General features: G+C 66.0%; 35 protein-coding genes. 9 read left to right on the forward strand and 26 right to left on the reverse strand.

From position 1 onward, the window contains the following. Positions 1 to 18: 18 nt before the first annotated feature. Positions 19 to 798 (reverse strand): ComF family protein, encoded by a 780-nt coding sequence (locus tag ACE3TJ_RS13020; RefSeq protein WP_374596789.1) that lies wholly within the window; start codon positions 796 to 798, stop codon positions 19 to 21. A gap of 37 nt (positions 799 to 835) precedes the next feature. Between ACE3TJ_RS13020 and ACE3TJ_RS13025 the strand changes: the two genes are divergently transcribed. After that, positions 836 to 1,627, forward strand: a complete 792-nt coding sequence (locus ACE3TJ_RS13025) for a methyltransferase domain-containing protein (protein WP_374596791.1) — start codon at positions 836 to 838, stop codon at positions 1,625 to 1,627. A 7-nt stretch (positions 1,628 to 1,634) separates the two neighbouring features. On the opposite strand, the gene mutT is transcribed toward ACE3TJ_RS13025, so the two are convergent. Further along, positions 1,635 to 2,042, reverse strand: coding sequence for an 8-oxo-dGTP diphosphatase MutT (mutT, locus tag ACE3TJ_RS13030; protein WP_374596793.1), 408 nt, complete (start codon positions 2,040 to 2,042; stop codon positions 1,635 to 1,637). A 116-nt stretch (positions 2,043 to 2,158) separates the two neighbouring features. On the opposite strand from mutT, the gene ACE3TJ_RS13035 reads away from it, so the two are divergent. Together ACE3TJ_RS13035 and ACE3TJ_RS13040 are read left to right on the forward strand one after the other, a co-directional pair. Beyond that, a complete protein-coding gene (locus ACE3TJ_RS13035) occupies positions 2,159 to 2,332 on the forward strand; it encodes a Flp family type IVb pilin (protein ID WP_374596795.1) in 174 nt (57 codons plus the stop codon). A gap of 202 nt (positions 2,333 to 2,534) precedes the next feature. Next, positions 2,535 to 2,702, forward strand: coding sequence for a Flp family type IVb pilin (locus tag ACE3TJ_RS13040; protein WP_374596797.1), 168 nt, complete (start codon positions 2,535 to 2,537; stop codon positions 2,700 to 2,702). A gap of 63 nt (positions 2,703 to 2,765) precedes the next feature. On the opposite strand, the gene ACE3TJ_RS13045 is transcribed toward ACE3TJ_RS13040, so the two are convergent. The 6 genes from ACE3TJ_RS13045 to ACE3TJ_RS13070 form a co-directional block, all read right to left on the reverse strand. Then, entirely contained in the window at positions 2,766 to 4,244 is a 1,479-nt protein-coding gene (locus tag ACE3TJ_RS13045; protein ID WP_374596799.1) for a M48 family metalloprotease, read from the reverse strand. Between the two features lie 70 nt (positions 4,245 to 4,314). After that, positions 4,315 to 4,902 (reverse strand): ABC-type transport auxiliary lipoprotein family protein, encoded by a 588-nt coding sequence (locus tag ACE3TJ_RS13050; RefSeq protein ID WP_374596801.1) that lies wholly within the window; start codon positions 4,900 to 4,902, stop codon positions 4,315 to 4,317. After that, complete coding sequence (locus tag ACE3TJ_RS13055) at positions 4,902 to 5,852, reverse strand: MlaD family protein (protein WP_374596803.1); 951 nt, start codon at positions 5,850 to 5,852, stop codon at positions 4,902 to 4,904. Before ACE3TJ_RS13055 ends, ACE3TJ_RS13050 begins: the two co-directional genes overlap by 1 nt. 2 nt (positions 5,853 to 5,854) lie before the next feature. After that, positions 5,855 to 6,646, reverse strand: coding sequence for an ABC transporter ATP-binding protein (locus tag ACE3TJ_RS13060; protein ID WP_374596805.1), 792 nt, complete (start codon positions 6,644 to 6,646; stop codon positions 5,855 to 5,857). After that, a complete protein-coding gene (locus ACE3TJ_RS13065; protein ID WP_374596807.1) occupies positions 6,646 to 7,791 on the reverse strand; it encodes an ABC transporter permease in 1,146 nt (381 codons plus the stop codon). The genes ACE3TJ_RS13060 and ACE3TJ_RS13065 overlap by 1 nt, the downstream gene beginning before the upstream one ends. Further along, the gene (locus ACE3TJ_RS13070) at positions 7,784 to 8,698 is read right to left on the reverse strand and encodes an SMP-30/gluconolactonase/LRE family protein (RefSeq protein ID WP_374596809.1); all 915 of its coding nucleotides are present in this window, start codon (positions 8,696 to 8,698) and stop codon (positions 7,784 to 7,786) included. Before ACE3TJ_RS13070 ends, ACE3TJ_RS13065 begins: the two co-directional genes overlap by 8 nt. Positions 8,699 to 8,821: 123 nt before the next feature. Between ACE3TJ_RS13070 and rmuC the strand changes: the two genes are divergently transcribed. Further along, positions 8,822 to 10,207 carry a DNA recombination protein RmuC gene (gene rmuC, locus ACE3TJ_RS13075; RefSeq protein WP_374596811.1) on the forward strand — a complete coding sequence of 462 codons (1,386 nt, stop codon included), beginning with the start codon at positions 8,822 to 8,824 and terminating at the stop codon, positions 10,205 to 10,207. On the opposite strand, the gene ACE3TJ_RS13080 is transcribed toward rmuC, so the two are convergent. The 7 genes from ACE3TJ_RS13080 to ACE3TJ_RS13110 are packed head-to-tail and all read right to left on the reverse strand — an operon-like array spanning position 10,208 to position 15,375. Beyond that, positions 10,208 to 11,008 (reverse strand): TrmH family RNA methyltransferase, encoded by an 801-nt coding sequence (locus tag ACE3TJ_RS13080; protein WP_374596814.1) that lies wholly within the window; start codon positions 11,006 to 11,008, stop codon positions 10,208 to 10,210. After that, a complete protein-coding gene (locus ACE3TJ_RS13085) occupies positions 11,008 to 11,259 on the reverse strand; it encodes an HPr family phosphocarrier protein (protein ID WP_374596816.1) in 252 nt (83 codons plus the stop codon). The genes ACE3TJ_RS13080 and ACE3TJ_RS13085 overlap by 1 nt, the downstream gene beginning before the upstream one ends. A gap of 53 nt (positions 11,260 to 11,312) precedes the next feature. Further along, complete coding sequence (locus ACE3TJ_RS13090) at positions 11,313 to 11,717, reverse strand: PTS sugar transporter subunit IIA (protein WP_374596818.1); 405 nt, start codon at positions 11,715 to 11,717, stop codon at positions 11,313 to 11,315. After that, positions 11,714 to 12,670, reverse strand: coding sequence for an RNase adapter RapZ (gene rapZ, locus ACE3TJ_RS13095; protein WP_374596820.1), 957 nt, complete (start codon positions 12,668 to 12,670; stop codon positions 11,714 to 11,716). Before rapZ ends, ACE3TJ_RS13090 begins: the two co-directional genes overlap by 4 nt. 8 nt (positions 12,671 to 12,678) lie before the next feature. Further along, positions 12,679 to 13,098, reverse strand: a complete 420-nt coding sequence (locus ACE3TJ_RS13100) for an HPr kinase/phosphorylase (RefSeq protein ID WP_374596822.1) — start codon at positions 13,096 to 13,098, stop codon at positions 12,679 to 12,681. Then, the gene (locus tag ACE3TJ_RS13105) at positions 13,095 to 14,687 is read right to left on the reverse strand and encodes a stimulus-sensing domain-containing protein (RefSeq protein ID WP_374596824.1); all 1,593 of its coding nucleotides are present in this window, start codon (positions 14,685 to 14,687) and stop codon (positions 13,095 to 13,097) included. Before ACE3TJ_RS13105 ends, ACE3TJ_RS13100 begins: the two co-directional genes overlap by 4 nt. Continuing rightward, positions 14,656 to 15,375, reverse strand: coding sequence for a response regulator transcription factor (locus ACE3TJ_RS13110; RefSeq protein WP_374596827.1), 720 nt, complete (start codon positions 15,373 to 15,375; stop codon positions 14,656 to 14,658). The genes ACE3TJ_RS13105 and ACE3TJ_RS13110 overlap by 32 nt, the downstream gene beginning before the upstream one ends. A 140-nt stretch (positions 15,376 to 15,515) precedes the next feature. Between ACE3TJ_RS13110 and ACE3TJ_RS13115 the strand changes: the two genes are divergently transcribed. The 4 genes from ACE3TJ_RS13115 to ACE3TJ_RS13130 all read left to right on the forward strand — a co-directional run bounded on the left by ACE3TJ_RS13115 (position 15,516) and on the right by ACE3TJ_RS13130 (position 18,550). Beyond that, on the forward strand, positions 15,516 to 17,117 hold the full coding sequence (locus ACE3TJ_RS13115; RefSeq protein ID WP_374596829.1) for a phosphoenolpyruvate carboxykinase: 1,602 nt from the start codon (positions 15,516 to 15,518) through the stop codon (positions 17,115 to 17,117). 74 nt (positions 17,118 to 17,191) lie between these two features. Beyond that, on the forward strand, positions 17,192 to 17,644 hold the full coding sequence (locus tag ACE3TJ_RS13120) for a hypothetical protein (protein WP_374596831.1): 453 nt from the start codon (positions 17,192 to 17,194) through the stop codon (positions 17,642 to 17,644). Positions 17,645 to 17,653: 9 nt separating this feature from the next. After that, complete coding sequence (locus ACE3TJ_RS13125) at positions 17,654 to 18,187, forward strand: J domain-containing protein (protein WP_374596833.1); 534 nt, start codon at positions 17,654 to 17,656, stop codon at positions 18,185 to 18,187. Positions 18,188 to 18,190: 3 nt separating this feature from the next. Further along, on the forward strand, positions 18,191 to 18,550 hold the full coding sequence (locus tag ACE3TJ_RS13130) for a nuclear transport factor 2 family protein (protein ID WP_374596835.1): 360 nt from the start codon (positions 18,191 to 18,193) through the stop codon (positions 18,548 to 18,550). Between the two features lie 18 nt (positions 18,551 to 18,568). On the opposite strand, the gene ACE3TJ_RS13135 is transcribed toward ACE3TJ_RS13130, so the two are convergent. From ACE3TJ_RS13135 to ACE3TJ_RS13145, 3 genes are read right to left on the reverse strand one after another with little or no spacing between them, the layout of a single operon-like run. Next, positions 18,569 to 19,006, reverse strand: a complete 438-nt coding sequence (locus ACE3TJ_RS13135; protein ID WP_374596837.1) for a PaaI family thioesterase — start codon at positions 19,004 to 19,006, stop codon at positions 18,569 to 18,571. Further along, entirely contained in the window at positions 19,003 to 19,446 is a 444-nt protein-coding gene (locus ACE3TJ_RS13140) for a PaaI family thioesterase (RefSeq protein ID WP_374596839.1), read from the reverse strand. Before ACE3TJ_RS13140 ends, ACE3TJ_RS13135 begins: the two co-directional genes overlap by 4 nt. After that, positions 19,443 to 19,859: a SufE family protein gene (locus ACE3TJ_RS13145; protein WP_374596841.1), complete on the reverse strand. Its 417-nt coding sequence runs from the start codon at positions 19,857 to 19,859 to the stop codon at positions 19,443 to 19,445. The genes ACE3TJ_RS13140 and ACE3TJ_RS13145 overlap by 4 nt, the downstream gene beginning before the upstream one ends. 211 nt (positions 19,860 to 20,070) lie before the next feature. Here ACE3TJ_RS13145 and ACE3TJ_RS13150 point away from each other — a divergent pair, with 211 nt between their 5' ends. Further along, positions 20,071 to 20,361: a zf-TFIIB domain-containing protein gene (locus ACE3TJ_RS13150; RefSeq protein WP_374596843.1), complete on the forward strand. Its 291-nt coding sequence runs from the start codon at positions 20,071 to 20,073 to the stop codon at positions 20,359 to 20,361. Positions 20,362 to 20,381: 20 nt separating this feature from the next. Here ACE3TJ_RS13150 and ACE3TJ_RS13155 read toward each other — a convergent pair whose 3' ends face one another. Genes ACE3TJ_RS13155 through pspB form a run of 8 tightly spaced genes read right to left on the reverse strand, consistent with a single transcriptional unit; the run spans position 20,382 to position 22,776 of the window. Then, positions 20,382 to 20,612, reverse strand: coding sequence for a hypothetical protein (locus ACE3TJ_RS13155; protein WP_374596845.1), 231 nt, complete (start codon positions 20,610 to 20,612; stop codon positions 20,382 to 20,384). Between the two features lie 15 nt (positions 20,613 to 20,627). Further along, complete coding sequence (locus tag ACE3TJ_RS13160; protein WP_374596847.1) at positions 20,628 to 20,861, reverse strand: hypothetical protein; 234 nt, start codon at positions 20,859 to 20,861, stop codon at positions 20,628 to 20,630. 33 nt (positions 20,862 to 20,894) lie between these two features. Then, positions 20,895 to 21,221 (reverse strand): hypothetical protein, encoded by a 327-nt coding sequence (locus ACE3TJ_RS13165; RefSeq protein ID WP_374596849.1) that lies wholly within the window; start codon positions 21,219 to 21,221, stop codon positions 20,895 to 20,897. Between the two features lie 17 nt (positions 21,222 to 21,238). Beyond that, on the reverse strand, positions 21,239 to 21,523 hold the full coding sequence (locus ACE3TJ_RS13170; RefSeq protein ID WP_374596851.1) for a hypothetical protein: 285 nt from the start codon (positions 21,521 to 21,523) through the stop codon (positions 21,239 to 21,241). 28 nt (positions 21,524 to 21,551) lie between these two features. Further along, positions 21,552 to 21,851, reverse strand: a complete 300-nt coding sequence (locus ACE3TJ_RS13175) for a hypothetical protein (protein WP_374596853.1) — start codon at positions 21,849 to 21,851, stop codon at positions 21,552 to 21,554. Positions 21,852 to 21,875: 24 nt separating this feature from the next. Continuing rightward, positions 21,876 to 22,256: an envelope stress response membrane protein PspC gene (gene pspC, locus ACE3TJ_RS13180; protein ID WP_374596855.1), complete on the reverse strand. Its 381-nt coding sequence runs from the start codon at positions 22,254 to 22,256 to the stop codon at positions 21,876 to 21,878. A 38-nt stretch (positions 22,257 to 22,294) separates the two neighbouring features. Then, entirely contained in the window at positions 22,295 to 22,489 is a 195-nt protein-coding gene (locus ACE3TJ_RS13185) for a PspC domain-containing protein (protein WP_374596857.1), read from the reverse strand. After that, positions 22,486 to 22,776, reverse strand: a complete 291-nt coding sequence (pspB, locus tag ACE3TJ_RS13190; protein WP_293782477.1) for an envelope stress response membrane protein PspB — start codon at positions 22,774 to 22,776, stop codon at positions 22,486 to 22,488. The genes ACE3TJ_RS13185 and pspB overlap by 4 nt, the downstream gene beginning before the upstream one ends. Positions 22,777 to 22,779 lie beyond the last annotated feature (3 nt).

Consider the following 22,779-nt stretch of genomic DNA (forward strand, 5'->3'; position numbering starts at 1 on the left):
CGATCCCTTTGGCTCTTTTCAGCCCTGTTCGACAGTATCATGGGTGACGCGGGCGAAAGTTACAATATCTATGCGCGCTGCCCCGGCGCGGCGAAGCGCGCGGGCACAGGCCTCCGCAGTGGCGCCCGTTGTCATTACATCGTCCACCAGCAGGATGTGGGAGCCCTTGATGCGCGCCGCAGCGCGGACGCGGATCGCGCCGCGCACGTTCTCCGCACGCTGGCGCCGCGACATGCCGCGGCTGATCGGCGTGTCGCGCACGCGGGCGAGCGCGGTGGTAAGCACGCCGAGCCCGGTGCGCCGGGCCAGCGCGTGCGCCAGCAGTGCGGCCTGATTGAAGCGGCGCAGGCGCAGGCGGCGCGTGTGCAGCGGCACCGGCACGAGGAGGGGCTGATCGGCGAGAATCGGCGCGGCGGCGCGGGCCATCATGCCTGCCATGATGCGTGCCAGCGCGGTGCGGTCGCCGTGCTTCAACGCAAGCACGAGCCCGCCGCTCGCCGCGTTGTAAGCGAGCGCGGCGCGGGCATGGTCGAACGGTGGCGGCGTTTCCATGCACGCGCCGCACAGCGCCTCGTCTCCCGCGCTATAGGCGAACGGCAGGCCGCAGCAGGCGCACATCGGCGCGGTGAGGAAGTTGAGGCGCGACCAGCACGGCGCACAGAAGCTGCCGTCCTCGCCCACGATCGTGCGGCACGACGGGCAGCGCGGCGGCAGCAGCAGGTCGATAAAACCCGTGCCCGTGCGTTTCAGAAGCTGGAAGACCGCCCTCTCCATCGGCATGTCGTAGCAGCCCGGCATTGCGCTTGCAGCCTCCCTCGGACAAGAGGTGCCCTGCATGTCAGACCCCATCGAACCGTTCGACCGCACAGCCCGCCGCCGCGCACGTGATCGTGCCACACCCGATTTCGCGCGCTTCGCGTTTCTGAAGGACGCGCTTGCAGCCGATCTCGCAGAGCGCCTCGCCGAGCTCGGACCATCGTTTCCGCGTGTTCTCGATCTCGGGTCGCACGACGGGCGCCTTGCCGCGCTGCTGCCCGAAAGCGAAATCGTTGCGGCCGATGCTGGTTTTCATTTTGCAAAAATGGTGCGCGGCGTGATGTGCGACGAGGATCGCTTGCCGTTCGCCCCCGGCAGTTTTGATGCGGTGCTGTCGGCGGCCAGCCTGCACGGCGTCAACGATCTGCCGGGCGCACTCGTCCAGATCCGGCAGGTGCTGAAGCCGGGAGGCGTGTTCCTCGCGGCTTTCGTGGGGGGCGCATCGTTCGCGGCGCTGCGCGCGCGTCTTCTCGCGGCAGAGATGGCGCACTACGACGGTGTTTCTCCCCGTTTCTTGCCGATGGTCGATCCGCGTGAGGCGCCGGGCCTGTTGCAGCGCGCGGGCTTCGTTGAGCCGGTCCTGGACGTACATCAGCGGACTGTGAGGTATCGGAGCGCAGCCTCGATGCTCGCCGACCTGCGCGGTATGGGGGAGAGCAATGTCCTTCACGCGCGGAGCCGAAAGCCGCTCTCCCGCGTCGATGCTGCGGCTTTTCATGCCGCGGCGGAAGCGGGTCCAGAGGCCGATGGACGCCATTCCGTCTCGCTTGAGATCATCACGATGACCGGGCGGGCGCCACCCAAATTATAATAGCCTGCTAGATAAGCGCCGCGAGCGTGCCGATCAGCGGCCGGTCGGCGGGCGGCATGTCGATCGAAAACAGGTCGTTGATGCGTTCCCAGCGCAGGCGCTGGCCGTCGTGCCCATGCGGCGTGCCGCGCCACTTTCGGCAGACGTAGAGCATCAGCACGAGGTGGAAATCTTCATACGTGTGGCTGGCGAAGGTTGCCGGGGCCAGGCACGAGGCTTCCGTGTCGATGCCCAGTTCCTCATGGAGTTCTCGGATGAGCGCGGCTTCGGGCGTTTCGCCCGCTTCCACCTTGCCGCCAGGGAACTCCCAGGTTCCGGCGAGGTGCTTGCCCGCCGGGCGCTCCGCGAGCAGCACGCGGCCGTCGAGGTCGATGAGCGCGGCGGCGACAACCATGCGGATTGGTAATGGATTCATTTGGTTAACCCCGCGCTTAGTCCGGCTTGTGTGAATTTGTTAACGCCTGCGGGCTAGAACGGAGCGACAGGGACGTGCAAGCCCTGAATCCGTGTTTGAACTGAAGGTAGCGGCCAATGCCCGAATTCATCCGCAAACTGGTTCGCGAATCCGAAGGCGCGACAGCGATCGAGTACGGCCTCATCGCGGCGCTGATCGCCGTCGGCGCCATCTCGGGCTTCAATTCTTTCGGCAACGGTCTCACCAACATGTGGGGCAAGATCGAAAACAACGTGAAGTCCAGTTCTTAGCCATAGCGGCGGACGGCTTCAAAAATGAACAGGCCTTCGGGCCTGTTTTTTTTGCCCCGAAACAATTGCTTCGAAAGTTAACGCATTTTCACCAGCCGCTTTAAGCAATTGGCAAGAGCCATGGTCTAGTGATGCATTGCTGACCTCTTGGACGGGGACAGAGGACACCCGGTACGTACGGAACTGGTATAGGAGAGAAGAAATGTCGTTTTTCCGTAAGCTTCGTAAGGAAGAGAAGGGCGCGACGGCCATTGAATACGGTCTGATCGCTGCTCTCATCGCGGTTGCGGCCATCGGCGCCATGGGTGCGCTCGGTAACGCCATCAGCGCCACGATGAACAACGCTGCGACGGCGATGACCGACGCCTAAGCGTCGATCTCGCGCAAGCGAAAAGAACAGGGCGTCGGGGAAACCCGGCGCCCTTTTCGTTTGTCAGCCGTAAACGACGATCTTCACCTTCTCGCCCGCGCGGAGCGTCGGGTTCGCCTCGCGGTTGTTCATCACGAGGAAGCGCTCTAGCTTATAGTCGTTGAACGCCATGCGCTGGGAAATCGACTGCGCCGTGTCGCCGGGCTTCACCGTCACCACCTGGATCACCCGCTTGCGCAGTGCCGCCGCCTGCGCGTCGGTCAGCTTGCGGAACGAACGCGCCGTGGTGTTCACCACGTTCGAAACGTTCACGTTCGAAGGCGAGATGAAGATGAAATGATAACCGCTGCCGCCGCCGAAGCGGTACGCGACGACGTTCACATCGCGGTTGCCGTTTTGCGTCGCGACGCGCGCGGTGGCGGTTGCCGCATCCATGCCGTTGATCGTCGTGCGCTGCACGCCCGTGTACTGCGCCTTGTTGTTGCCGAGCACGCCCTGGAACACCGTGGAGATGTAGGAATCGAGGCTGTCGCCGTCGCCGAGCTTGCCGCCGCTGAACTGGATCTGCGCCTGTCCGCCGGTCGCGGTCACCGCCGCCGCGCCGTTGTTCAGGTAATAGCCTTGCGGCACTTCAAAGGCGATTTTCAGGACCGGGTGCGAGAACTTGTGTCCGTCCACGAAGCCTTGCGCCGGATCGTCGCCGTAGAGCATCCCATCGACGGCGGCGAAGTAATCCGGCCCATCGCGCTTCAGCTGGCCCGGCTTCACGCCCGTTGCGGCAGCCTTCTGCGAGGCGCGTTTGACGCGTGCGGCGGTCAGCGGGTGGCTGCGCGCCCACGAGGGGATCTGCGCGGCCTCGTTCTGTCCGCGGATGCGCGTTTCCAGCGCCTCCTGATCGCCGAGCGACTGCAGAATCTCCGCCGCGGCGAAGGGGTCGTAGCCTGCCGCCGTCATGTAGCGGATGCCGAGATCGTCTGACTGATACTCCTGATCGCGCGAGTATTTCATCGTCCACGCCTGCCCGAGCTGCCCGGCGAGCTGGCCGATCTGGCTGCTGCCGGTAAGCACGGTGGCGAGGATCGAGACGAGTCCGCTGCCGAGCGCGGCGTTCTGGCGCTTCTTCGAATGCTGCGCGTCGACGTGGCCCACTTCGTGGCCGAGCACGGAGGCAAGCTCCGCCTCGCTGTTCATGATCGAAAGCAGCCCGCGCGTCATGTAGACGTAGCAGCCGGGGATCGCGAAGGCGTTGACGACGGTGGTGTTGAGCAGCGTCACCGTGCACTCGTTTTCGGCCGAGGCGATGTTCGAACGCACCGCGACCTCCTTGCCGATGCGCTTCACCATCGCAGTGCCGGGGCCTTCATAGGCACCGCCGAACTCGGCCAGAATCTCCGGGTGCGCCTGCGCGGCCTGCGCGCGTTCGCTGGCGCTGATCTGGCGCGGTTTCTGCGCGTTCGCGCTTGATCCGGGGCCGGTCACGCAGGCGCCGAGCACCATCGTGCTCACCGCGATCCCCAGGGCCTGCTGCGCTTCTTTCCTCATATGGTGTCTGTTCCTCAAAATCCTGCCACCCGTTAAACCGGCGACATGCCGTGCCGGTTCCCGGGGATCGTTACGGCTGCGACGCCGCCCAGTCTCCAACGTTTGCAGCGACCTCGTTCGCCGCTTCATTGAGCGCGCGGGCGACGGCGGGGCCCGTCTCGGCGCCAACTGGCCGCGTCGCTTCGAAGCTGCGGCTCGCAACATAGCCGGTTCCGGGTGCCGACAATATGGCATCGTAGCGCACGCGCACCTGCGGTGCGCCGCGGACATCGAGCCCGAACTCCAGCAGCCGACCGGAAAGCCGGTGTGCGCCCGCGATATCGGCATTGCGCTCGTCGATCACCGGACGGCCAGTGCGCGCCTGCACCACCTCGCCGAGCAGGCGCTGGAACAGCACCACCGGCTGCTCGACCCAGTTCGCCTTCGGAAGATAGGCGATTTCGGTCGTCTGCGTGGTGACAGGAATGCGCAGCGTGCGCAGTGCTCCGGGCGCGCTCGGCACCGTTACGAGCAGAGGCTTGCCGGTAAGCGCGGCGGGTTCGCCGGTCTGGGCTTGAATGGTGAGCAGCGAGTCCGGCGGGTCTCCGGCGCCGCCGATCTGCACCAGGGGCCCGCAGCCGGCGATCAGCAGCGCCGCGAACAGGGCGATCGGTTTCATCATTTACCTCCGTCGGGTTTGTATTCCGGCAGCTTGCGGCCACCGACGAGGGCGCCCGCCGGGTCTTCGTCGAGCTTGGCGGCGATCGCGCCGAGCGAACGCGACATCTCGCGCAGGTCACCGACGAGGAGGTTCACTTCGGGTAGCGTCTGCGCGTTGAAGGTCTCTGCGCCGACACGCGCCGCGCGCGAAGTCGCCTCCAGCTCGCTGAGCGCCGTGTCGGCATGCTGCAGCGTCTTGCGGAGATCGGCAATCAGCGGCTTGCCCTCGGCGTCGACGAGCTTGCTGGTGCTGTCCGCCAGTACCGCGAGCGCCGCCGCGGTTTTTCGGGTTTCCGCGATTGTCGCGCGGATTTCCGTCACGGTGTCGGCAATGTCGCCGTCGCGGCTGGCGATGGCGGCGGTGATCGTGTTCGCGTTTTTGAGGATGCCCGCGATCGAATCCTGGTTCTGCGGGCTCAGCACTTCGTTCAGCCGTGCGGTAAGCGTGCTGATGCGTTCGAGGAGCTGCGGCGCGGAATCGAGGAGCTGGCCGAGCGCGCCGGGTTTCGTGGGGATCACCGGCGCCCCGTATGGCCCCGGCTCGTCGATCGGCGGCGCGCCCTTGATGGCGCCTTCCAGCTCGACGATCGAAACGCCGGTGAAGCCGACGCTGGCGATCGTGGCGACCGTGCCCTGCAGGATCGGCACACCCTCGTCGATCTCGATGCGGACGCGCACGAAGTTGGGCGTTTCCGGCATCAGCCGGATTTCCTGCACCGTGCCCACGGGCACACCCGAGTAGTTCACCGCGCTGCCGCGCGCGAGGCCGGAAACCGAACGGAAGAAGATGTCGTACTTCTGCCGGTCCGACGTGTCGACGCGCGCGATCCAAAGGATGAACAGGAACGCGGTGATGAACAGCGCGATCGCGACGGCGCCGACGAGAACGTGGTTGCTTCTCGTTTCCAAAATCAACCCCCTGCTGCGGCGCTTGCGAGCGCGGCGCGTCCGCGCGGACCCCGGAAATACTCCTGAACCCACGGATGATCGAAAGCCAGAAGTTCGTCGATCGTTCCCACCGTCAGCACGCGCTTGTCCGCCAGCACCGCGACACGGTCGCAAATCGTGTGCAGCGTGTCGAGATCGTGCGTGATGAGAAACACCGTGAGATCGAGCGCATCGCGAAGCTGGAGGATCAGCTGGTCGAAGGCCGCCGCGCCGATCGGATCGAGGCCCGCCGTGGGCTCGTCGAGGAAAAGCAGGCGCGGGTCGAGCGCGAGCGCGCGGGCAAGGCCGGCGCGTTTCTTCATGCCCCCCGAAAGCTCGCTCGGATGCTTCGGCCCCGCGTCGGGCGGCAGGCCGACCATCGCGATCTTGTAGGCCGCGATCTCGTCCATCAGCGCGTCTTCGATGTGGTAGAACTCGCGCATCGGCACTTCGATGTTCTCGGCGACGGTGAGCGTGGAGAAGAGCGCACCGTTCTGGAACAGTACGCCGAACTGACGGCGCAGCTCCAGCTCCTCAAGCTCGCCGAGACCGCTGACGCGGCGGCCGAAAATCTCCACTTCACCGGCGGTGTAGCGTTGAAGCCCGATGATCGATCGCATCAGCACGGTCTTGCCCGTGCCCGATCCGCCGACGATGCCGATGATCTCGCCGCGGCGGACTTCGAGGTCGAGGTTCTCGTGAATCACCTGGTCGCCGAAGCTGTTGCGAAGGCCGGTGACACGGATCACGGGGCCGCGGCGGTCGTCAGCCGTCATCAGTTCCACCCGATCGCCGAGAAGAACACCGCGAAAAAGGCATCGAGCACGATGACGAGGAAGATCGCCTGCACCACCGCAGCGGTGGTGCGCAGGCCCACCTCCTCGGCGTTGCCGCGCACCTGCATGCCCTGGAAGCAGCCGGTGACGGCGATGACGAGCCCGAACACCGGCGCCTTGATGAGCCCGACCCACACATCGGTGAGCGGCACCACCTCCTGAAGCCGCTGAATGAATGTCGCGGGCGGGATGCCGAGCGAAACCCACGTCAGCAACATGCCGCCGAGGATGCCGAGCATCGACCCGTAGAAGGCGAGAAGCGGCATCGCGAGCACGGCGGCGAGCAGGCGGGGGATCACCAACACCTCGATCGGCGGCATACCGATCGTGCGCATCGCATCCACCTCCTCGGCAAGCTTCATCGAGCCGATCTGCGCGGCGAACGCGCTGCCCGAGCGGCCCGCCACCATGATCGCGGTCATCAGCACGCCAAGCTCGCGGAAGGTGATGCGCCCGACGAGATTGATGACGAACACGTCGGCGCCGAACTGGCGCAGCTGCACCGCGCCCTGCTGCGCGACGACGATGCCGACAAGGAAGCTCATCAGCCCGATGATGCCGAGCGAGGCGACGCCGACCGCCTCGAACTGGTTGATGAACGCGCGCCACCGGAACGCCCGCCGCGCCGCGATCACCTTGCCGAGCGAAACGAGCGTGAGGCCGAGGAAGGCAAGGAACCCGCCGAACGTCGTCGCCGCGAAGGTGATCCAAGCGCCGAGCTTTTCCAGCGTGCGGATGAAGCCCGGCAGCGGGTCCGGCCGGATCTTGGTCGGCTGGGTATGCGAGCAGATCTGCTCGATCAGCTCTTCGGCCTTGTCGCTTGCGCCCGTCAGCCGGAAGGGGAGGCCCGCGGCCTCGCGCGCCGTGCGCGTGCGATAGAGCACCCACGCGCCCGCCGTGTCGATGCGCTCGATGTCGGCGAGATCGACGGTAAGCGGCTCGGGATCGGCTTCAAGCGCGCGCAGACGCTGCGAGATCGGGTCGATGAAGCGGATCGTCATGCGGCCGGAGAGGTGTACCGTGCGCCCTTCGTCCGTCTCGCTCTCGCTGATCCGGCCCTCCGCGGGGGCCTCCGCCTCAGCCATAGTGCGCAAGTCTCAGGCCGGGCCGGTCCCAACGCGTTTTCGCGAGCCGGCCGGTGGAGGACAGCGTCACCCACGCATCCTGCATGTCCGCGCCGCCGAAGCAGATGTTGGTGGAAAGCAGGTCGGGGAAGTCCCGCCAAGTCTGCGCGCCCGTGGCGGGATCGACGGAGGTGATGCCGGGCTGCGCGACGAGCGTCGCCACGCAGATGTTGCCGTCGGTGTCGATCGCCAGCGAATCGAGGAGGGTGTGCCCACCGAACGCCGTGACGACCCGTCCCGGCAGCGCGTCGAGCGGCGAGGGCGCGACCTCGCCGGGGCCGGTGATGTCGAAGGCAAGCACGGTCCGCTCCATGGTGAGCGCCGTATACACGGTGCGTCCATCAGGCGAGAGCCCGACGCCGTTCATGTTCGGGCCGTAGACGGCGCAGCGGATGCCGGAGCCGTCGGCCTTCGCATAGTAGAGCCCGCCGTGGTCGGTGGCGTGCTCGCGAATCTTGCCGAGGTCGGTGAACCAGAAACCGCCATCCGCGTCGAACACGATATCGTTCGGGCCGGAGAGGGCGCGGCCGTCGCACTCGGCATAGAGCCGCTCGACCTTTCCGGTCGAAAGGTCGATCCGCTCGATGCGTCCGGTCGTGTAATCGGCGGCGATGTGGCCGGGGATCAGCAGCCCGTCCTGGCGCATCCACTCGAAGCCGCCGTTGTTGCACACGTAGAGCGCGCCGTCCGGGCCGATTGCGGCACCGTTGGGTCCGCCGCCCGGCGTGGCGATCACCTCGGTGCGGCCGTCCGGCAGCACGCGCGTGATGCGGCCCGCCGCGATCTCGACGACGATGACGCTGCCGTCCTGCATCCACACCGGCCCTTCGGGAAACTCCAGGCCCTCGGCGACGATTTCGACTGTCATTCCGCTCCGTCCTCCCGCCGCATCCTGTCCGCCAAAGCGCTTTCGATGCAAGGTCTTTGCGTCCGACGGGCAATTGCGCTAGCAATGCAGTTCCCCATCTGTTCACGTTCGAAGGCGCGCCGCATGACCCCTCTCGCCCTGATTGTCAGCCTTGCGATGCTGGCCGTCGGCTGCGGCCTCGGCTGGCTGCTCTGGGCGCGCGACAAGGCGGCGCTGCGTACCGAACGCGATTCGCTGCGCGCCGAGCGGGACGGGCTCGCCGATGCGGCGGCGGGGCTTCGCACCGACAAGGCGCTTGCCGAGCAGCGCGCGGCGGCTGTGGAGGGGCTGACGGCCGAGATTGCCGAACTCAGGAAAGACAGTGTCGCGCTCGCCGAGCTGAAAAGCCGCGCTGATGAGCGCGAGCGGGCCTTTGCCGAACGCGAGGCGGACCTGCAGCAGCGCTTCGACACGCTCGCCAGCGCATCGCTTTCGAAGAGCCACGAGACGTTCGTGAAGCTCGCCGAGGAGACGCTGAAGCGACACCGCGAGGCGGCCGGAGAAGGCCTCCAGAAGAACCGTGCCGAAATGGACAAGCTCATTCAGCCGATGCGCGACACGCTGGCGAAGTACGAGCAGAAGCTCGGCCAGATCGAAGAGGCGCGGGCGACCGCCTACGGCGCCATTCACAACGCGATCGCCGAGGTGAAACAGGGGCAGGAGCGTGTTTCGGGCGAGGCGGCAAAGCTCGTCAATGCGCTGCGTAGCGCGCCCAAGGCGCGCGGGCGCTGGGGCGAACATCAGCTGCGCCGGGTGCTCGAAATGGCCGGCCTGTCGCCGCACGTCGATTTCGCCGAGGAGGTTTCGGTGGAAACGGAAGACGGGCGTCAGCGCCCCGATGCCGTGGTGCATCTGCCCGGCGAGCGTGTGCTGGTGATCGACGCCAAGTGCTCGCTCAATTCCTATCAGGACGCGCTCGACGCGCCGGACGAGGACGCGCGGCGCGCGCATCTTCTCGCGCACGCCCGCAACCTGCGCGTCCATGTCGATGCGCTGGGGAAGAAGAGCTATTCCGAGCAGTTCGGCGACACGCTCGATTTCGTCATCATGTTCGTGCCGGGCGAGAACTTCCTCGCCGCCGCGCTGGAGGCGGATCAGGAGCTGTTCGAAACGGCGTTCCAGCGTCGCGTTCTGCTCGCCTCGCCGACCAATCTCATCGCGATTGCGCGCACCGTGGCGATGGTCTGGCAGCAGGAACGGGCAAGCGCCGACGCGCGCGCCATCGCCGAGCTCGGCAAGCAGCTCTACGACCGGCTGGCGACGATGGGCGAGCATGTCGCAAAGGTTGGCCGAAACCTCGAAGCGGCGAACACGGCGTACAACAAGATGGTGGGCAGCCTCGAAAGCCAGGTGATGACCTCAGCGCATCGGCTGCGCGAACACGCCATCGCCGCGCCGTCCAAAACCGTGGAGGAACTGCCGCGCGTCACCGGCGAGCCGCGGCCGCTCACCAAGCTCGCGGCGGAGTGATCAGCGCCGCCGCTGGTTCAGCACTTCATAGAGCATCACCGCGCAGCTGACCGCGACGTTCAGCGAATCGGCCTTGCCGCGCATGGGGATCTTCACCAGCACATCGCAGGCAGCTTCGTAGTCTTCCGGCAGGCCGTGCTGCTCGTTGCCCATCAGGATGAACGTCGGCGCTTCGTAGCGGACGTCCTGATAGTCGTGGTCCGTGCGCAGGCTGGTGCCGACGAGCATACCGGGTCCCGCGCGCAGCCATTCGAAGAACGCTGCGCCGGTCGTCTGCACGATCGGCTGCGTGAACAGCGCCCCCATCGAGGCGCGCACGGCCTCGACGGACCACGGGTCGCAGCTCTGATCCAGCAGGATCAGCCCTCCCGCGCCCACCGCATCATTCGTGCGCAGGATCGTGCCGAGGTTGCCGGGGTCTTTCAGCGACTGGCACACGGTCCAGACGTCTGAGGCATTCCGGTCGAGGTCTTCCAGCCGCACCTCGGGAATGGGGAACACGCCGACGAGTGCCTGCGGATTGTCCTTGCCGGTGATCTTGTGAAGGATCTCGCGCGGCACCTCGATCGCCTCGCCGCCCGTCGCCTCGCACTCTGCGATCAGCCGCCGAAGCAGCGCGTGCTCCGCAAGGTCTTCGGCGAAAACGAGCGTTTCGGCGATGCGTCCCGCCTCCGCCGCTTCCGCGACGATCCGCATCCCCTCCGCCATGAAGCGGTTCTCGATGCGGCGGAATTTCTTCTGTTCGAGCGACCGGATGCGTTTGATCGTCTCGTTAGAGAAGCTTGTGATACGGCGGGGCATTATTCCTCGCCGAAGCGGTCCTCGACGAGGCCGACGAGCGCGGCGAGCGCGGCGTCCGCGTCGGCACCGCTCGCGATGATTTCGATCTCGTCGCCGGGGCTCGCGGCCAGCATCATCAGACCCATGATCGAGGTGCCGGTGACGCGCTGGCCATCCTTCTCCACCGTGACGGTGGCGGTGAACTCCGAGGTCAGCGTCACGAACTTGGCGCTGGCGCGCGCATGGAGGCCACGCTTGTTGCGGATGAGCACGCGCTGGCGGACGGCGACTTCGTCGCCGACCGGAACGCCGTCCGTATCGTCGCTCAGGCGACCTCTCCCAGAATCTTCGATGCGACCGAGATGTATTTGCGGCCTGCTTCCTGCGCCGCTACCACGGCTTCAGCGAGCTTCATTTCGCCGCGCACGCTGGCGAGGCGGATGAGCATCGGCAGGTTGACGCCGGCGATGACCTCCACATGGCCGCCCGAAAGCAGCGAGATCGCAAGGTTGGATGGCGTCCCCCCGAACATGTCGGTGAGGATAACGACGCCGCGCCCGGTGTCCACCGTCTTCACCGCGCCCGCGATGTCGGCGCGGCGCACCTCCATGTCGTCGTCCGCATCGATGCAGATCGAGGCGACGTTCTTCTGGGGGCCGACCACATGCTCCATGGCCGCGACGAACTCAGCCGCAAGCCGCCCGTGCGTCACCAGCACAATACCGATCATGCGGGCAGTCTCTCTCCATGATCCGGGAGCGCGAAGCCTTCGGCCTCCACGCCCTCGCTGTGCCCGCTCATGTCGCGGTGCACGATGTTCAACGTATAGCCGGCGGCCCTTATCGTCTCGGCGAGGCGTTCGGCAACAAAAACCGACCGGTGGCGGCCGCCGGTGCAGCCGATGGCGATGGTGAGATAGGCCTTGCCTTCGCGCCGGTAGCTGGGGATCAGCGACAGAACGAGGCCGGACATTCGTTCAAAAGCATCGACATAGGCTGGATCGGAAGCGACGTAGCGACCCACGGCCTCGTCTTTTCCAGTGAGCGGCCGCAGGTTCGGCTGCCAGTGCGGGTTGGCGAGGAATCGCATGTCGAACACCATGTCGGCGTCGCGCGGCAGCCCGCGCGCGAATCCGAAGGACATCACGGTCAGCGTCAGTTCGCCGCGCCGGTGGCGGGCGAATTTCTCGCGAATCGTGCGCCTGAGGTCGTGGACGCTGAAATCGGTGGTGTCGATGACGATGTCGGCCCAGCGCCGCAGCGGCGCCATCACTTCGCGTTCGCGCGCGATGCCGTCGGCGGCGGGGCGGTCGAGCGCCAGCGGATGCCGGCGGCGCGTTTCCGAAAAGCGGCGGACGAGCTCGCCGCCCGCGCAATCGATGAACAGCACGCGCGCATCAATGCCGCGCTCGCGCATCGTCTTGATGTGGGAAACGACCGATTCGGCATCAAACGCGTGCGTGCGCGCGTCGATGCCCACCGCGAGCGGCCGGTCCGAATCGCTGCCGGTCAGGGTCTTGTCGTGCACTGCCAGCAGGCGCTTCAGCAGCGAAAGCGGCAGGTTGTCGACGACCTCGAAGCCATTGTCCTCAAGCGCTTTCAGCGCCGTCGAGCGCCCGGCACCGGACATGCCGGTAACGAGCAGCAGAGGCGCACGGGGAGCGTCGGGATCGGCATTGGCCATCGTGCCCCCTAATCTAGTGCTGTTGGACAGGCGCTCAAGAGCAGTTCGACCTTGAGGGGTGCGCTGATTTCGCGCGGATCGAGCGCGGCGAGCGGTACGGCGACGCCGCAGAGCACGCGTATCTGCGCTTCCGGCAGCCGCTCAGGCACTGCGTCGAGGTCGACGATGAGCGCGACGGGCATATTTTCGGCGAAGGGTTTCGTCACGATGCCAACGCCGCGAACCTCGATTCGCCCTGCGATCGTAGCCGGCGGCGAAGCGAACAGGTGCGCCTCCCGCACGGTGAGTTCGACCTGGTCGTCGGCAACGAGCACGGCGCCCCGGTCGATCAGTCGGAGCGCGAGATCGGATTTCCCTGACCCGGACGCGCCGGTCAGCAGCACCGCCTTGCCGCCGATGGAAACAGCGGTGGCGTGAATGCGCGTCATTGCGTGGCGGGCAGGCTGACGGTGAAGCGCGCGCCCTTCACCTCGTCGCGCTCGATGCGGTTCTCGGCTGCAATCGTGCCGTCGTGCGCCTCCACGATGGCCTTGGCGATCGCGAGCCCGAGCCCGGAATGCTTGCCGAACGCCTCGCCTTCCGGCCGCTCCGAATAGAAGCGCTCGAAGATGCGGTTGATGCCTTCGGGGGGCAGGCCGGGGCCGTCATCGTCAACGCGCATCAGCACGCGCTCGCCGACGCGCGCCACCGTGACCTGCACGAGGCCGCCCGAAGGCGAAAAGCTGATCGCGTTGTCGATGAGGTTGCGGGCGACCTGCGCGAGACGGCTGCCGTCGCCGTTCACCACAGCCGATCCGAACTGTGGCCGCGCGAACGCAAGCGTCACGCCTGCGGTCGCCGGCTGCGTCTCGTAAATGCTCATCAGCGTCGCGAGCATGACGCCGAGGTCGATGCGCTCGAAGCGCACGCGGCTCAGCTCCGCATCGAGCCGCGAGGCGTCTGAAATGTCGGAAATCAGACGGTCTATGCGCTGCACGTCGTCCCGCACGACGGTGAGCAGCCGCGCGGAAAGTTCCGGGTCCTTCACGTTCCCCATCGCGTCGACGGCGGAGCGGAGCGAGGCGAGCGGGTTCTTGATCTCGTGCGCGACATCGGCAGCGAAGGCCTCGGTCGCGTCGATACGGGCGCGGAGCGCGGCGGTCATGTCCGAAAGCGTGCGGGAAAGCGCGCCGATCTCGTCGCGGCGCTTCTGGAAGCGCGGGATCGTCACCTCGCGTGCGCGGCCCAGCCGCACGCGCTGCGCGGCGATGGCGAGGCGGCGCAGCGGGCGCACGATGGTGCGCGCGAGGAAGCTCGACAGCAGCAGCGAGAGCAGCAGCACGCCGAGGAAGATCACGAACAGCGTCAGCCGTTCGTCGCGCACGCCGCGCGTCACGTCGCGTGCGTCGATCGTCATATGGAGCACGTTGCCGTCCGCGAGCGGGGCGGCGGCGGTGATCACGATGGTGCGGTCGGGCGCGAAGCGGATCGTGGTGGCGACCGCTTGCCGGGCGAGCGCAGCCTCCGCCTCCGGCCAGGCGCGCCGCACATCGGGCGCGGGCTCGGCAAAGCTTTCGAACTGCCGCGCGCCGACCGCGCCTTCGATCATGCGGTCGAGAAAGCGCGCGACGTCCTTGCGCAGCGGCTCCGCATTGGGGTCGCGCAGGGTGAACGTTGGGCCGGTGAGCGCCCAGCTGTCGAGCACGCGGGCGCCTTGCCGGTCATAGATGCGGAGGCGCGCGTCGGTGGTCTTCCCGAAACGCTCCAGCATCGGGGCGAGTCGGTTCGGCGCCTGCAGCATGCGTTCCGAGACTGCTGCCGCCATCAGATCCGCCGCGACACCGGCTTCCTCGGCGCGGCGTTCGAGCATCCGTTCGCGGAAGCTGTCGAGGTAGATGATGCCGCCCGCGAGCATCAGCACCGCGAACATGTTGACCGCAAGGATGCGCGCTGTCAGCGACCAGCCACGCGACCACCGGAGCTGCGTGTCGTCGCGTGTGCCCTCGCTACTCCTCGTCAAAGCGGTAGCCGACGCCATACAGGGTTTCGATCGCCTCGAAGGTCTGGTCGACCGCGCGGAACTTCTTGCGCAGGCGTTTGATGTGGCTGTCGATGGTGCGGTCGTCGACGTAGACGTCGTCCTGATAGGCGGCGTCCATCAGCTGATCGCGCGACTTCACGAAGCCGGGGCGCATCGCCAGCGTTTCCAGGATCAGGAATTCGGTGACGGTGAGCTGCACCTCCTTGCCGTCCCACGTCACGCGGTGACGCGCGGTATCCATCGAAAGCCGTCCGCGCGTCAGCGTGCGGGCCTCTTCTTCCTCGGGGCTTTCGCTTGCCGGCTGGGCCCGGTTCTGCGCACGACGCAGCACGGCGCGGATGCGTTCGATGAGCAGCCGCTGGCTGAACGGCTTGCCGATATAGTCGTCCGCGCCCATCGCAAGGCCGAGCGCCTCGTCGATCTCGGTATCCTTGGAGGTGAGGAAGATCACCGGCAGGTTCGATTTCTCGCGCAGCTTCAGCAGTAGCTCCATGCCGTCCATGCGCGGCATCTTGATGTCGAGCACGGCAAGGTCGGGCGGATTGTCGGTCAGCGCCTTCAGCGCGCTCGCCCCGTCCGAATAGACGCGGACAGTATAGCCCTCGGATTGCAGCGCGATCGAGACCGAGGTCAGGATGTTGCGGTCGTCGTCGACAAGGGCGATCGTTGCGGGCGCGGATGACATGGTATGATCCACTAAACCAAGGAGAATCGTGGCGCAAACCGGATCGCGTTTAACGCCAACTTTGCATTTTTTGACGTATCGCGCGCGAATCGTGTAGGGGCTCCCGCAAAAGTGCCCGCCCGAATCCTTGAGGAGTGATCATGACCGCGTCCCCGATTCCCGCTTTCACCCTTGATAAACAGGGCATTACCACCGGGGCGGAGCTTCACTGGAACCTGGGCACCGCCCCGCTCATTGAAAAGGCCGTGGCGCGCGAGGAAGGCCTCCTCTCCGAACACGGCGCGTTCGTCGTGAAGACCGGCAAGCATACGGGCCGTTCCGCCAAGGACAAGTTCACGGTCGAGGACGCGACGACGCAGGGCAACATCTGGTTCAACGGCGGCAACCAGAAGATGAGCCCGGAGCACTTCGCCGCGCTCAAGGCCGATTTCCTTTCGGCGCTCGGTGAGAAGAAGACGCTCTTCGTGCAGGATCTCTACGGCGGGTCGCAGCCGGAGTACCGCGTGCGCGTGCGCGTCATCAACGAGCTTGCATGGCACAACCTCTTCATTCGCACGCTGCTCGTGCGCCCGAATCCGGCGGACCTGCCGGGTTTCACGCCCGAGTTCACGATCATCGACCTGCCGAGCTTCCGTGCCGATCCGGCGCGCCACGGCTGCCGCACTGAAACGGTGATCGTGGTCAACTTCACCGAAAAGCTCATCCTCATCGGCGGCACGGCTTATGCGGGCGAGATGAAGAAGTCGGTGTTCGGCCTCCTCAACTACATGCTCCCCGAGCAGGGCGTCATGCCCATGCACTGCAGCGCCAATATCGGCAGCGACGGGTCGAGCGCGGTGTTCTTCGGGCTTTCGGGCACGGGCAAGACGACGCTTTCGGCCGATGCCTCGCGCACGCTTATCGGTGACGACGAGCATGGCTGGTCGGACACGGCGGTCTTCAACTTCGAAGGCGGCTGCTACGCCAAGGTGATCAACCTCTCGGCCGAGGCCGAGCCAGAGATCTATGCGACGACGCGCCGCTTCGGCACGGTGCTGGAGAACGTCGTGATCGATCCCGTCACGCGCAAGATCAACCTCGACGACAACAGCCTCGCCGAAAACAGCCGCGGCTCCTACCCGATCGATTTCATCCCGAACGCGTCGGAAAAGAACCTCGGCCCCGTGCCGAAGAACATCATCTTCCTCACCGCCGACGCTTACGGTGTGCTGCCCCCGATCGCGAAGCTGACGCCCGAGCAGGCGATGTACCACTTCCTTTCGGGTTACACGGCGCGTGTCGCCGGCACGGAGATCGGCGTCACCGAGCCGAGCGCGACCTTCTCCACCTGCTTCGGCGCACCGTTCATGCCGCGCCACCCGAGCGTTTACGGCAACCTCCTCAAGGAGCGCATCGCCAAGGGCGGCGTCGATTGCTGGCTGGTCAACACGGGCTGGACGGGCGGCGCCTACGGCACCGGCCACCGGATGCCGATCAAGGCGACGCGCGCGCTTCTGAACGCTGCGCTCGACGGCAGCCTCAAGGGCGCGAACTTCGTGACCGATCCGTTCTTCGGCTTCGAGGTGCCGACCGCGGTGCCGGGTGTCGACAGCGCGATCCTCAATCCGCGCGAAACGTGGACGGACAAGGCTGCTTACGATGCCCAAGCCCGCAAGCTGGTCGGGCTGTTCATCGACAATTTCGCCCAGTTCTCCGATCACGTGGACGAAGGCGTTCGGCAGGCGGCCCCCAAGGCGGCCTGACGCCGAACCCAGGACAAGCTCAAAAAGCGCGTCGGTCCCCGTGGCCGGCGCGCTTTCCTTTTGTGGAGACGAAGATGAAATCCCATGAACCGCGATTTCTCGCGGACGACGATACGGTGCGCCGCATCGGCGAAGGGCTGCTCGCGCGCACGCTGCCGCGGGACGCGTGGACGCACGAAGCGCACCTTGCGGCCTGCCTGTGGCTGGTCCGCGAGCGACCGGACATCGACCTGCCGCGCGAACTGCAGGACATCATCGCCCGCTACAATGTCGCCGTCGGCGGCGTGAACGATGATATGCAGGGCTATCATGAGACGATCACGCAGCTCTATGTCGCGGGCGTGCGCGCCTTCGCGGCCCGGCATCCGGCGCTCGGCCTTGCCGAAGCGGTGAATGCACTGCTCGCCGCACCCGAAGGCCACCGCGACTGGCCGCTCGGCTTCTACAGTCGGGATCGGCTGTTTTCGGTGCAGGCGCGGCGGAATTTCGTCACGCCCGATCTGGCGCCGCTGCCGACGCTCGCCTAACTAGACATCATGGCCAGACAGACTCGCAAGGACGATTGGGGGTTCCCCCGCTGGCGCAGCTACGGCAGCGCGCGCGAGGCGGTGAACGTGCGTCTGTGCGACCGGCACGGATGCACGGCTCCCGGCGACCGGCCTGCGCCCAAGTCTCCCAACAGTCCCGAACGCTGGTTCTTCTGCGAGGTCCACGCGGCCGAGTACAACAAGAACTGGAACTATTTCGAAGGGCTTACCAAGGAAGAGGCCGCCGCGCGCGAACAGGCCGAGCGCGGCGATACCGCCTTCGAGCAGGCGCGCCACTGGCAGTGGACCGGCCCGGGCGACGGCAGCCGCACGCGCGGCGAACTCGATGCCCTGCGCGCGCTCGAACTGGAGGACGATGCCGATTTCGAGGCGGTGAAGCGCGCCTACCGCAAGCTCGCCAAGCAATATCACCCGGACCGCAACCAAGGCGACAAAGGCGCCGAACAGCGCTTCCACGCCGTGCAGGCCGCTTACGAGGTGCTGCGCCGCGCCGAAGAGGGCAAGAGCTGGAAAGGCGACTGAGCCTTGGGCAGCGTTGACTGGACGGATTTCGCCGAAGAATGGTGCGCGGCCTGGAACGCACACGATGTCGAGCGTGTGCTCGCGCATTTCCACGATGATGCCGTGTTCACGTCGCCGCTCGCCGCGCAGCGTGTTCCTGAATCGGGTGGCACGGTAAAAGGCAAGGCCGCCCTTCGTGCCTATTGGACCGGCGGCGTGCGCGCCGTACCCGATCTGCACTTCACCGTCGAGGGCGTTCTCGGCGGCGTTGATATGGTGACGATCCTCTATCGCAACCAGGCCGGAATCCGCGTGGCCGAGACGCTGCGCTTCGAAGAAGGCAAGGTGCGCGAAGGCCACGCCGCCTACGAGGTGCCGCGCTGAGTCCCGCGCGCTTCGGCGCTACTCGCGCACCAGCATCACGTTCATGTGCGCGGCGGCGACCGGCGCGCTCCGGTCTCCCTGCCATGCCTCGGCGCGTACGTTGGCGATGCGGCGGCCCATGCGGGTGACGATCGCGGCGGCGTATGTGGTCTCGCAGGCGGCGGCGCGGAGATAATCGACCGTCACGTTGATCGGCTTCACGCCCGGTGCGGTCTCCTCGCGGCCGAGGACATGGACGAGCTGCGCGATCGAGGCGATTTCGAGCAGACCGGCGACGGTGCCGCCGTGCAGCCGGCTCGGCGCGCCGATCAGATCCTTCGAGAAGGGCATGATGATCGTGATCCCGTCCGCATCGCGCCGGTAGCTGAGGCCGAGCGTGCGGGCGTAGGGCAGCGAGGATAGTGGACCCTCGTCGGGGGCGCCCAGAAGCTCGCGGACCAGCGTGTCGAAGTTCATGCCTTCGCGCCCGCCGTGAACATGTAGCTCGCCGTCATCAGCGCCACGGGGTCGTCCGGGTCGCCGTCGTGCGCGATACCCTTCACGAAGGCGACGGCGCGCGTCAGCTTCGTCACTTCGGCGCGTCCGATCACGGTCTTGCCGGGTTCCGCCGGGCGCAGATAGTCGATCCGGAGGTCGAGCGTCGCCTGCCGCACCATGCGCTTCGATTTCGCGACCACCGACATGCCGCCGACCGTATCCATCAGCGAAAAGATCGCGCCCGAGGCGATGATGCCGGGCGTGCCGTCATCGCCCGGATAGGCGACGAGATGTTCGGCGTAGGGCAGGGCGAGTTCCGCCCAGTTGTCGCCGATACCGTGGAAGCCGATGCCGAGCGCCTTCACGTGCGGCAGGAACCGCAGGAAGCCGTCGACGACGGGCTTCAGGATCGGCGTCACGCGGCGAGCCGCGCGGCGGTTTCGCGGATAAGCGCGATCATGTTGGGGATACCCTGCGTGCGGTTCGAGGAGAGGTGCTTGGCTAAAGCGAACGGCGCGAGTTCGGCGGCGATGTCCATCGCCAGCACCTCGTCCGCCGTGCGGTCCTGCACCAGTGTCAGGATCAGCGCGACGATGCCCTTGGTGATCGCGGCGTCGCTGTCGGCGAGGAAGTGGAGTCGGCCCTTCTCGGCCGTGGTCGGATACACCCAGACGCTCGCCGAGCATCCGCGCACCTTGGTGGCGTCGGTCTTCAGCGCGTCCGGCATCGGCTCCAGCGCCTTGCCGAGGTCGATGAGCAGCCGGTAGCGCTCGTCGGGCTCGTCGAGGATTTCGAAATCGTCGCGGATGGTGTCGAAGTCGGGCAGTGTCATTGCGGGCGAAGACTTGGGCGAGCCGCACCGCCGCGTCAAGCCGAAGGGATCGGCGGGTCTTGAAAGCGCGGTGGCGGGCGCTCATCTGGAGGGCGCGGGCCGGGCCCCTCTGGCAGTCGTCATCTTTGGCTATCTGCGATGTCGGACCGCATCGAGCCATCTCGATGCCGGTCGATGTGATTGGCATTCACACTGGAGGAAAGACCCACAGATGACGAACCCCGCCGCCGGAATGCCGTGCCCCGTGTGCAAGGTGCCGCTCGTGATGAGCGAGCGTCAGGGCGTAGAGATCGATTATTGTCCGCAGTGCCGGGGCGTCTGGCTGGATCGCGGAGAGCTGGACAAGATTCTGGAGAGAAGCACCCGGGAGGCCGCGCCGTCCGAGGCACCGCGCATTTCCGTGCCCCGGCAGGGCGACGATCGCTATGCGCGCGACAACAAGTCCTACGGCTACGGCTATGGGAAAAAGCGGAAATCCTTCCTCGAGGAACTGTTCGACTGAGGATCGGCGCGTCGCCGGCGTCAGTAATCGACGCCGGCGGCGATCGCTTCCAGTTTGCGCACGCGTTCCTTGAGGTCGGCGACGTCGATCCGGCCGGAGACGGGCGGACCTGCGACGGCGCGACCGTTGCCGAGTTCTGCGCGCTTCAGTTCGAGCCAGCCCTTCCAGCACCAGGCGGCGATGCTGGCGAGCATACCGAGCCCCAATATGGCCCCGGCTGTGATGACGATCAGACTTTCAAATCCGGGCATGTCCATCACTCCTTCCTACCGATCGCGCCCGAGCGCGTCGATTTCGTCAGCCAGAAGCCGGCTCCTGTCGGTCGCCAACCGTTCCAGCGTTGCGATGCGGTCCTTGAGGTTGCCGATCTCGCCGCGCAGGCGGTCGTTTTCCAGCTCGGCATCGGGCCGTCCGCGGCCCCTCTGCTTCATGTATTGAAGCACGATCTTGCCGAAGACCGAGATGGCAACGATCAGAACCACCATTTCGAACACGTGCATCGCTTGGTCTCTCCCTGTTGGCTTGGCGCGGGCTCAGTTCTTCGGACCGCGAAGCTGTTCGATCTCGTTTTCCAGCCTGAAGGATCCGTCGGTGACGATGCGTTCGATCGTGGCGAGCCGATCCTTGACGCTGCCGAGCTCGGCGCGAAGCTGGACGTTTTCATTGGTCAGCAGCGTGATGCGCTCCTGGGCCTCGGTTGAGACCTTGGGATGCACCGCCATGCCCCAGGCGTTTTCCAGCGGATAGCCATGCTTGATCCGCATGAAGGTCGTGAACACCCAGCCCGCGATGCCGAGCGCGCCGAGCGCGAAGCCGCCGCCGACGATCCAGGGGAGATAAGGGTAGATGAAGATGTCCATGATCCTGTCCCTCTTGTTCAGGCCCGCAGGGCCTCTATTTCATCGGCGAGCCGCGCGGAGCGGTCGATCGCCAGGCGTTCCAGTGTAGCCAGTCGTTCGCGCACATCCTCCATCTGGGTGATCAGCGCGGCATTCTCGGCGGCGAGGCGGCGGGTTTCGAGTTCACGTTCGAAGCTGAACACCGGCGTCTCCGTGGCGGCTTCTGCGGGCTCGCTTGCTGCCGCGGGTCGGCTGTAAAGCACCAGCCACATGCCGGCGGCTCCAGCGAGGAGACCGATCAGAAATCCGACTTCGGCAGGCATGGTTCAGGCTCCCCCTGTCTTGACGGTGCTAGCGAAGGCTTTCGATCTCGTCGGAGAGCCTGCGCGACCTGTCCGTCGCGATGCGCTCTAGAACCGTGATGCGTTCTTCGAGCCGGGCGATCTGGCCCTTCATTTCTGCATTCTCGTTCGCCAGCAGTTCGGTCTTACGGTTTGGGGCGAGGCTCTCACCCGCGCTCTTGTCGGTCGTGCCCCAGAACTCGTTTTCGATCGGATAGCCGTGGCGGGCGCGGATCCAGGTGCTGATCAGCCAGCCGCCCGTGCTGATGGCGATGATGGCGAGCACGAAGAACGGTGAACCCCAATCCATGGCGATGCCTCCCTTCGCTGCGGCTTAGCGCAGGCTGTCGATCTCGTCTGCGAGCCGGGTGTTCTGCGATGTGTAGTGCCGCTCCACGTGGGCGAGGCGGCGATCGATGTCGCGGAAGCTGGCGTGAACGTCGCGGATCGAGCGGCTCGGCGCGATGCGCACCTTCTGCCAGAACTTCTGGTCGACGACGCTTTCACCGTAGAATTCGGTGGGCTTGTCATCCGCCATCCAGCCGATGACGAGATAGGCGATGGGGATGAGTGGTCCGGCCGCGAACAGCGTCATCAGCACCGCACCCACGCGCCACCAGAGTACGTCGACACCGGTGAAGTCCGCAAGGCCGGCGCAGACGCCCAGCCATTTCTTCTCGCGCTTGTTGAGGTAGAATTTGGTGCGGCTGGACATTGGGGCCTCCCGTTTTCGGATCGTATCAGGCGTATGGATCAGGCGTCGTGGATGGTGCGCGGCTGGGCGAGCCAGGCGATGAGCAGATAGATGATCGGCAGGATGCCGAAGCCGACGATGGTGCCGACGACGGCGCCAAGCCGCCACCAGAGCGCATCGGTCTTGGTCATCTTTGCAAATCCGGCGCAGACGCCGAGGAAGATGGCGTTTCTCTTGTCGAGTGCGAAGCTCATTTCAGCCTCCTGATGTCAGCAGTGCGTGTGTCTTCAAGGCGCTCGCCGACCGGGCTTCCCGCGGCGATGTGGCGCCAGTTGGGGTTGTCGACCGACATGATGCGCTCGATCGTCTGCAGCCGGTCCTCAAGGCGCAGCGCCGCCTGATGGAGGTCGTCGAGCATACGCTCGTCCTCGATCGAAAGGCTGCGGTTCTGCTTGGATTTCATCCGATAGTGCAGGAACAGCCAGGGCATGCCGATGAAGATGGCGAGGATCGCGATGAGCGGGACGATAGCTTCGGCCATGGA

The sequence above is a fragment of the Sphingosinicella sp. genome, from assembly GCF_041916975.1.
GTDB lineage: Bacteria > Pseudomonadota > Alphaproteobacteria > Sphingomonadales > Sphingomonadaceae > Sphingosinicella.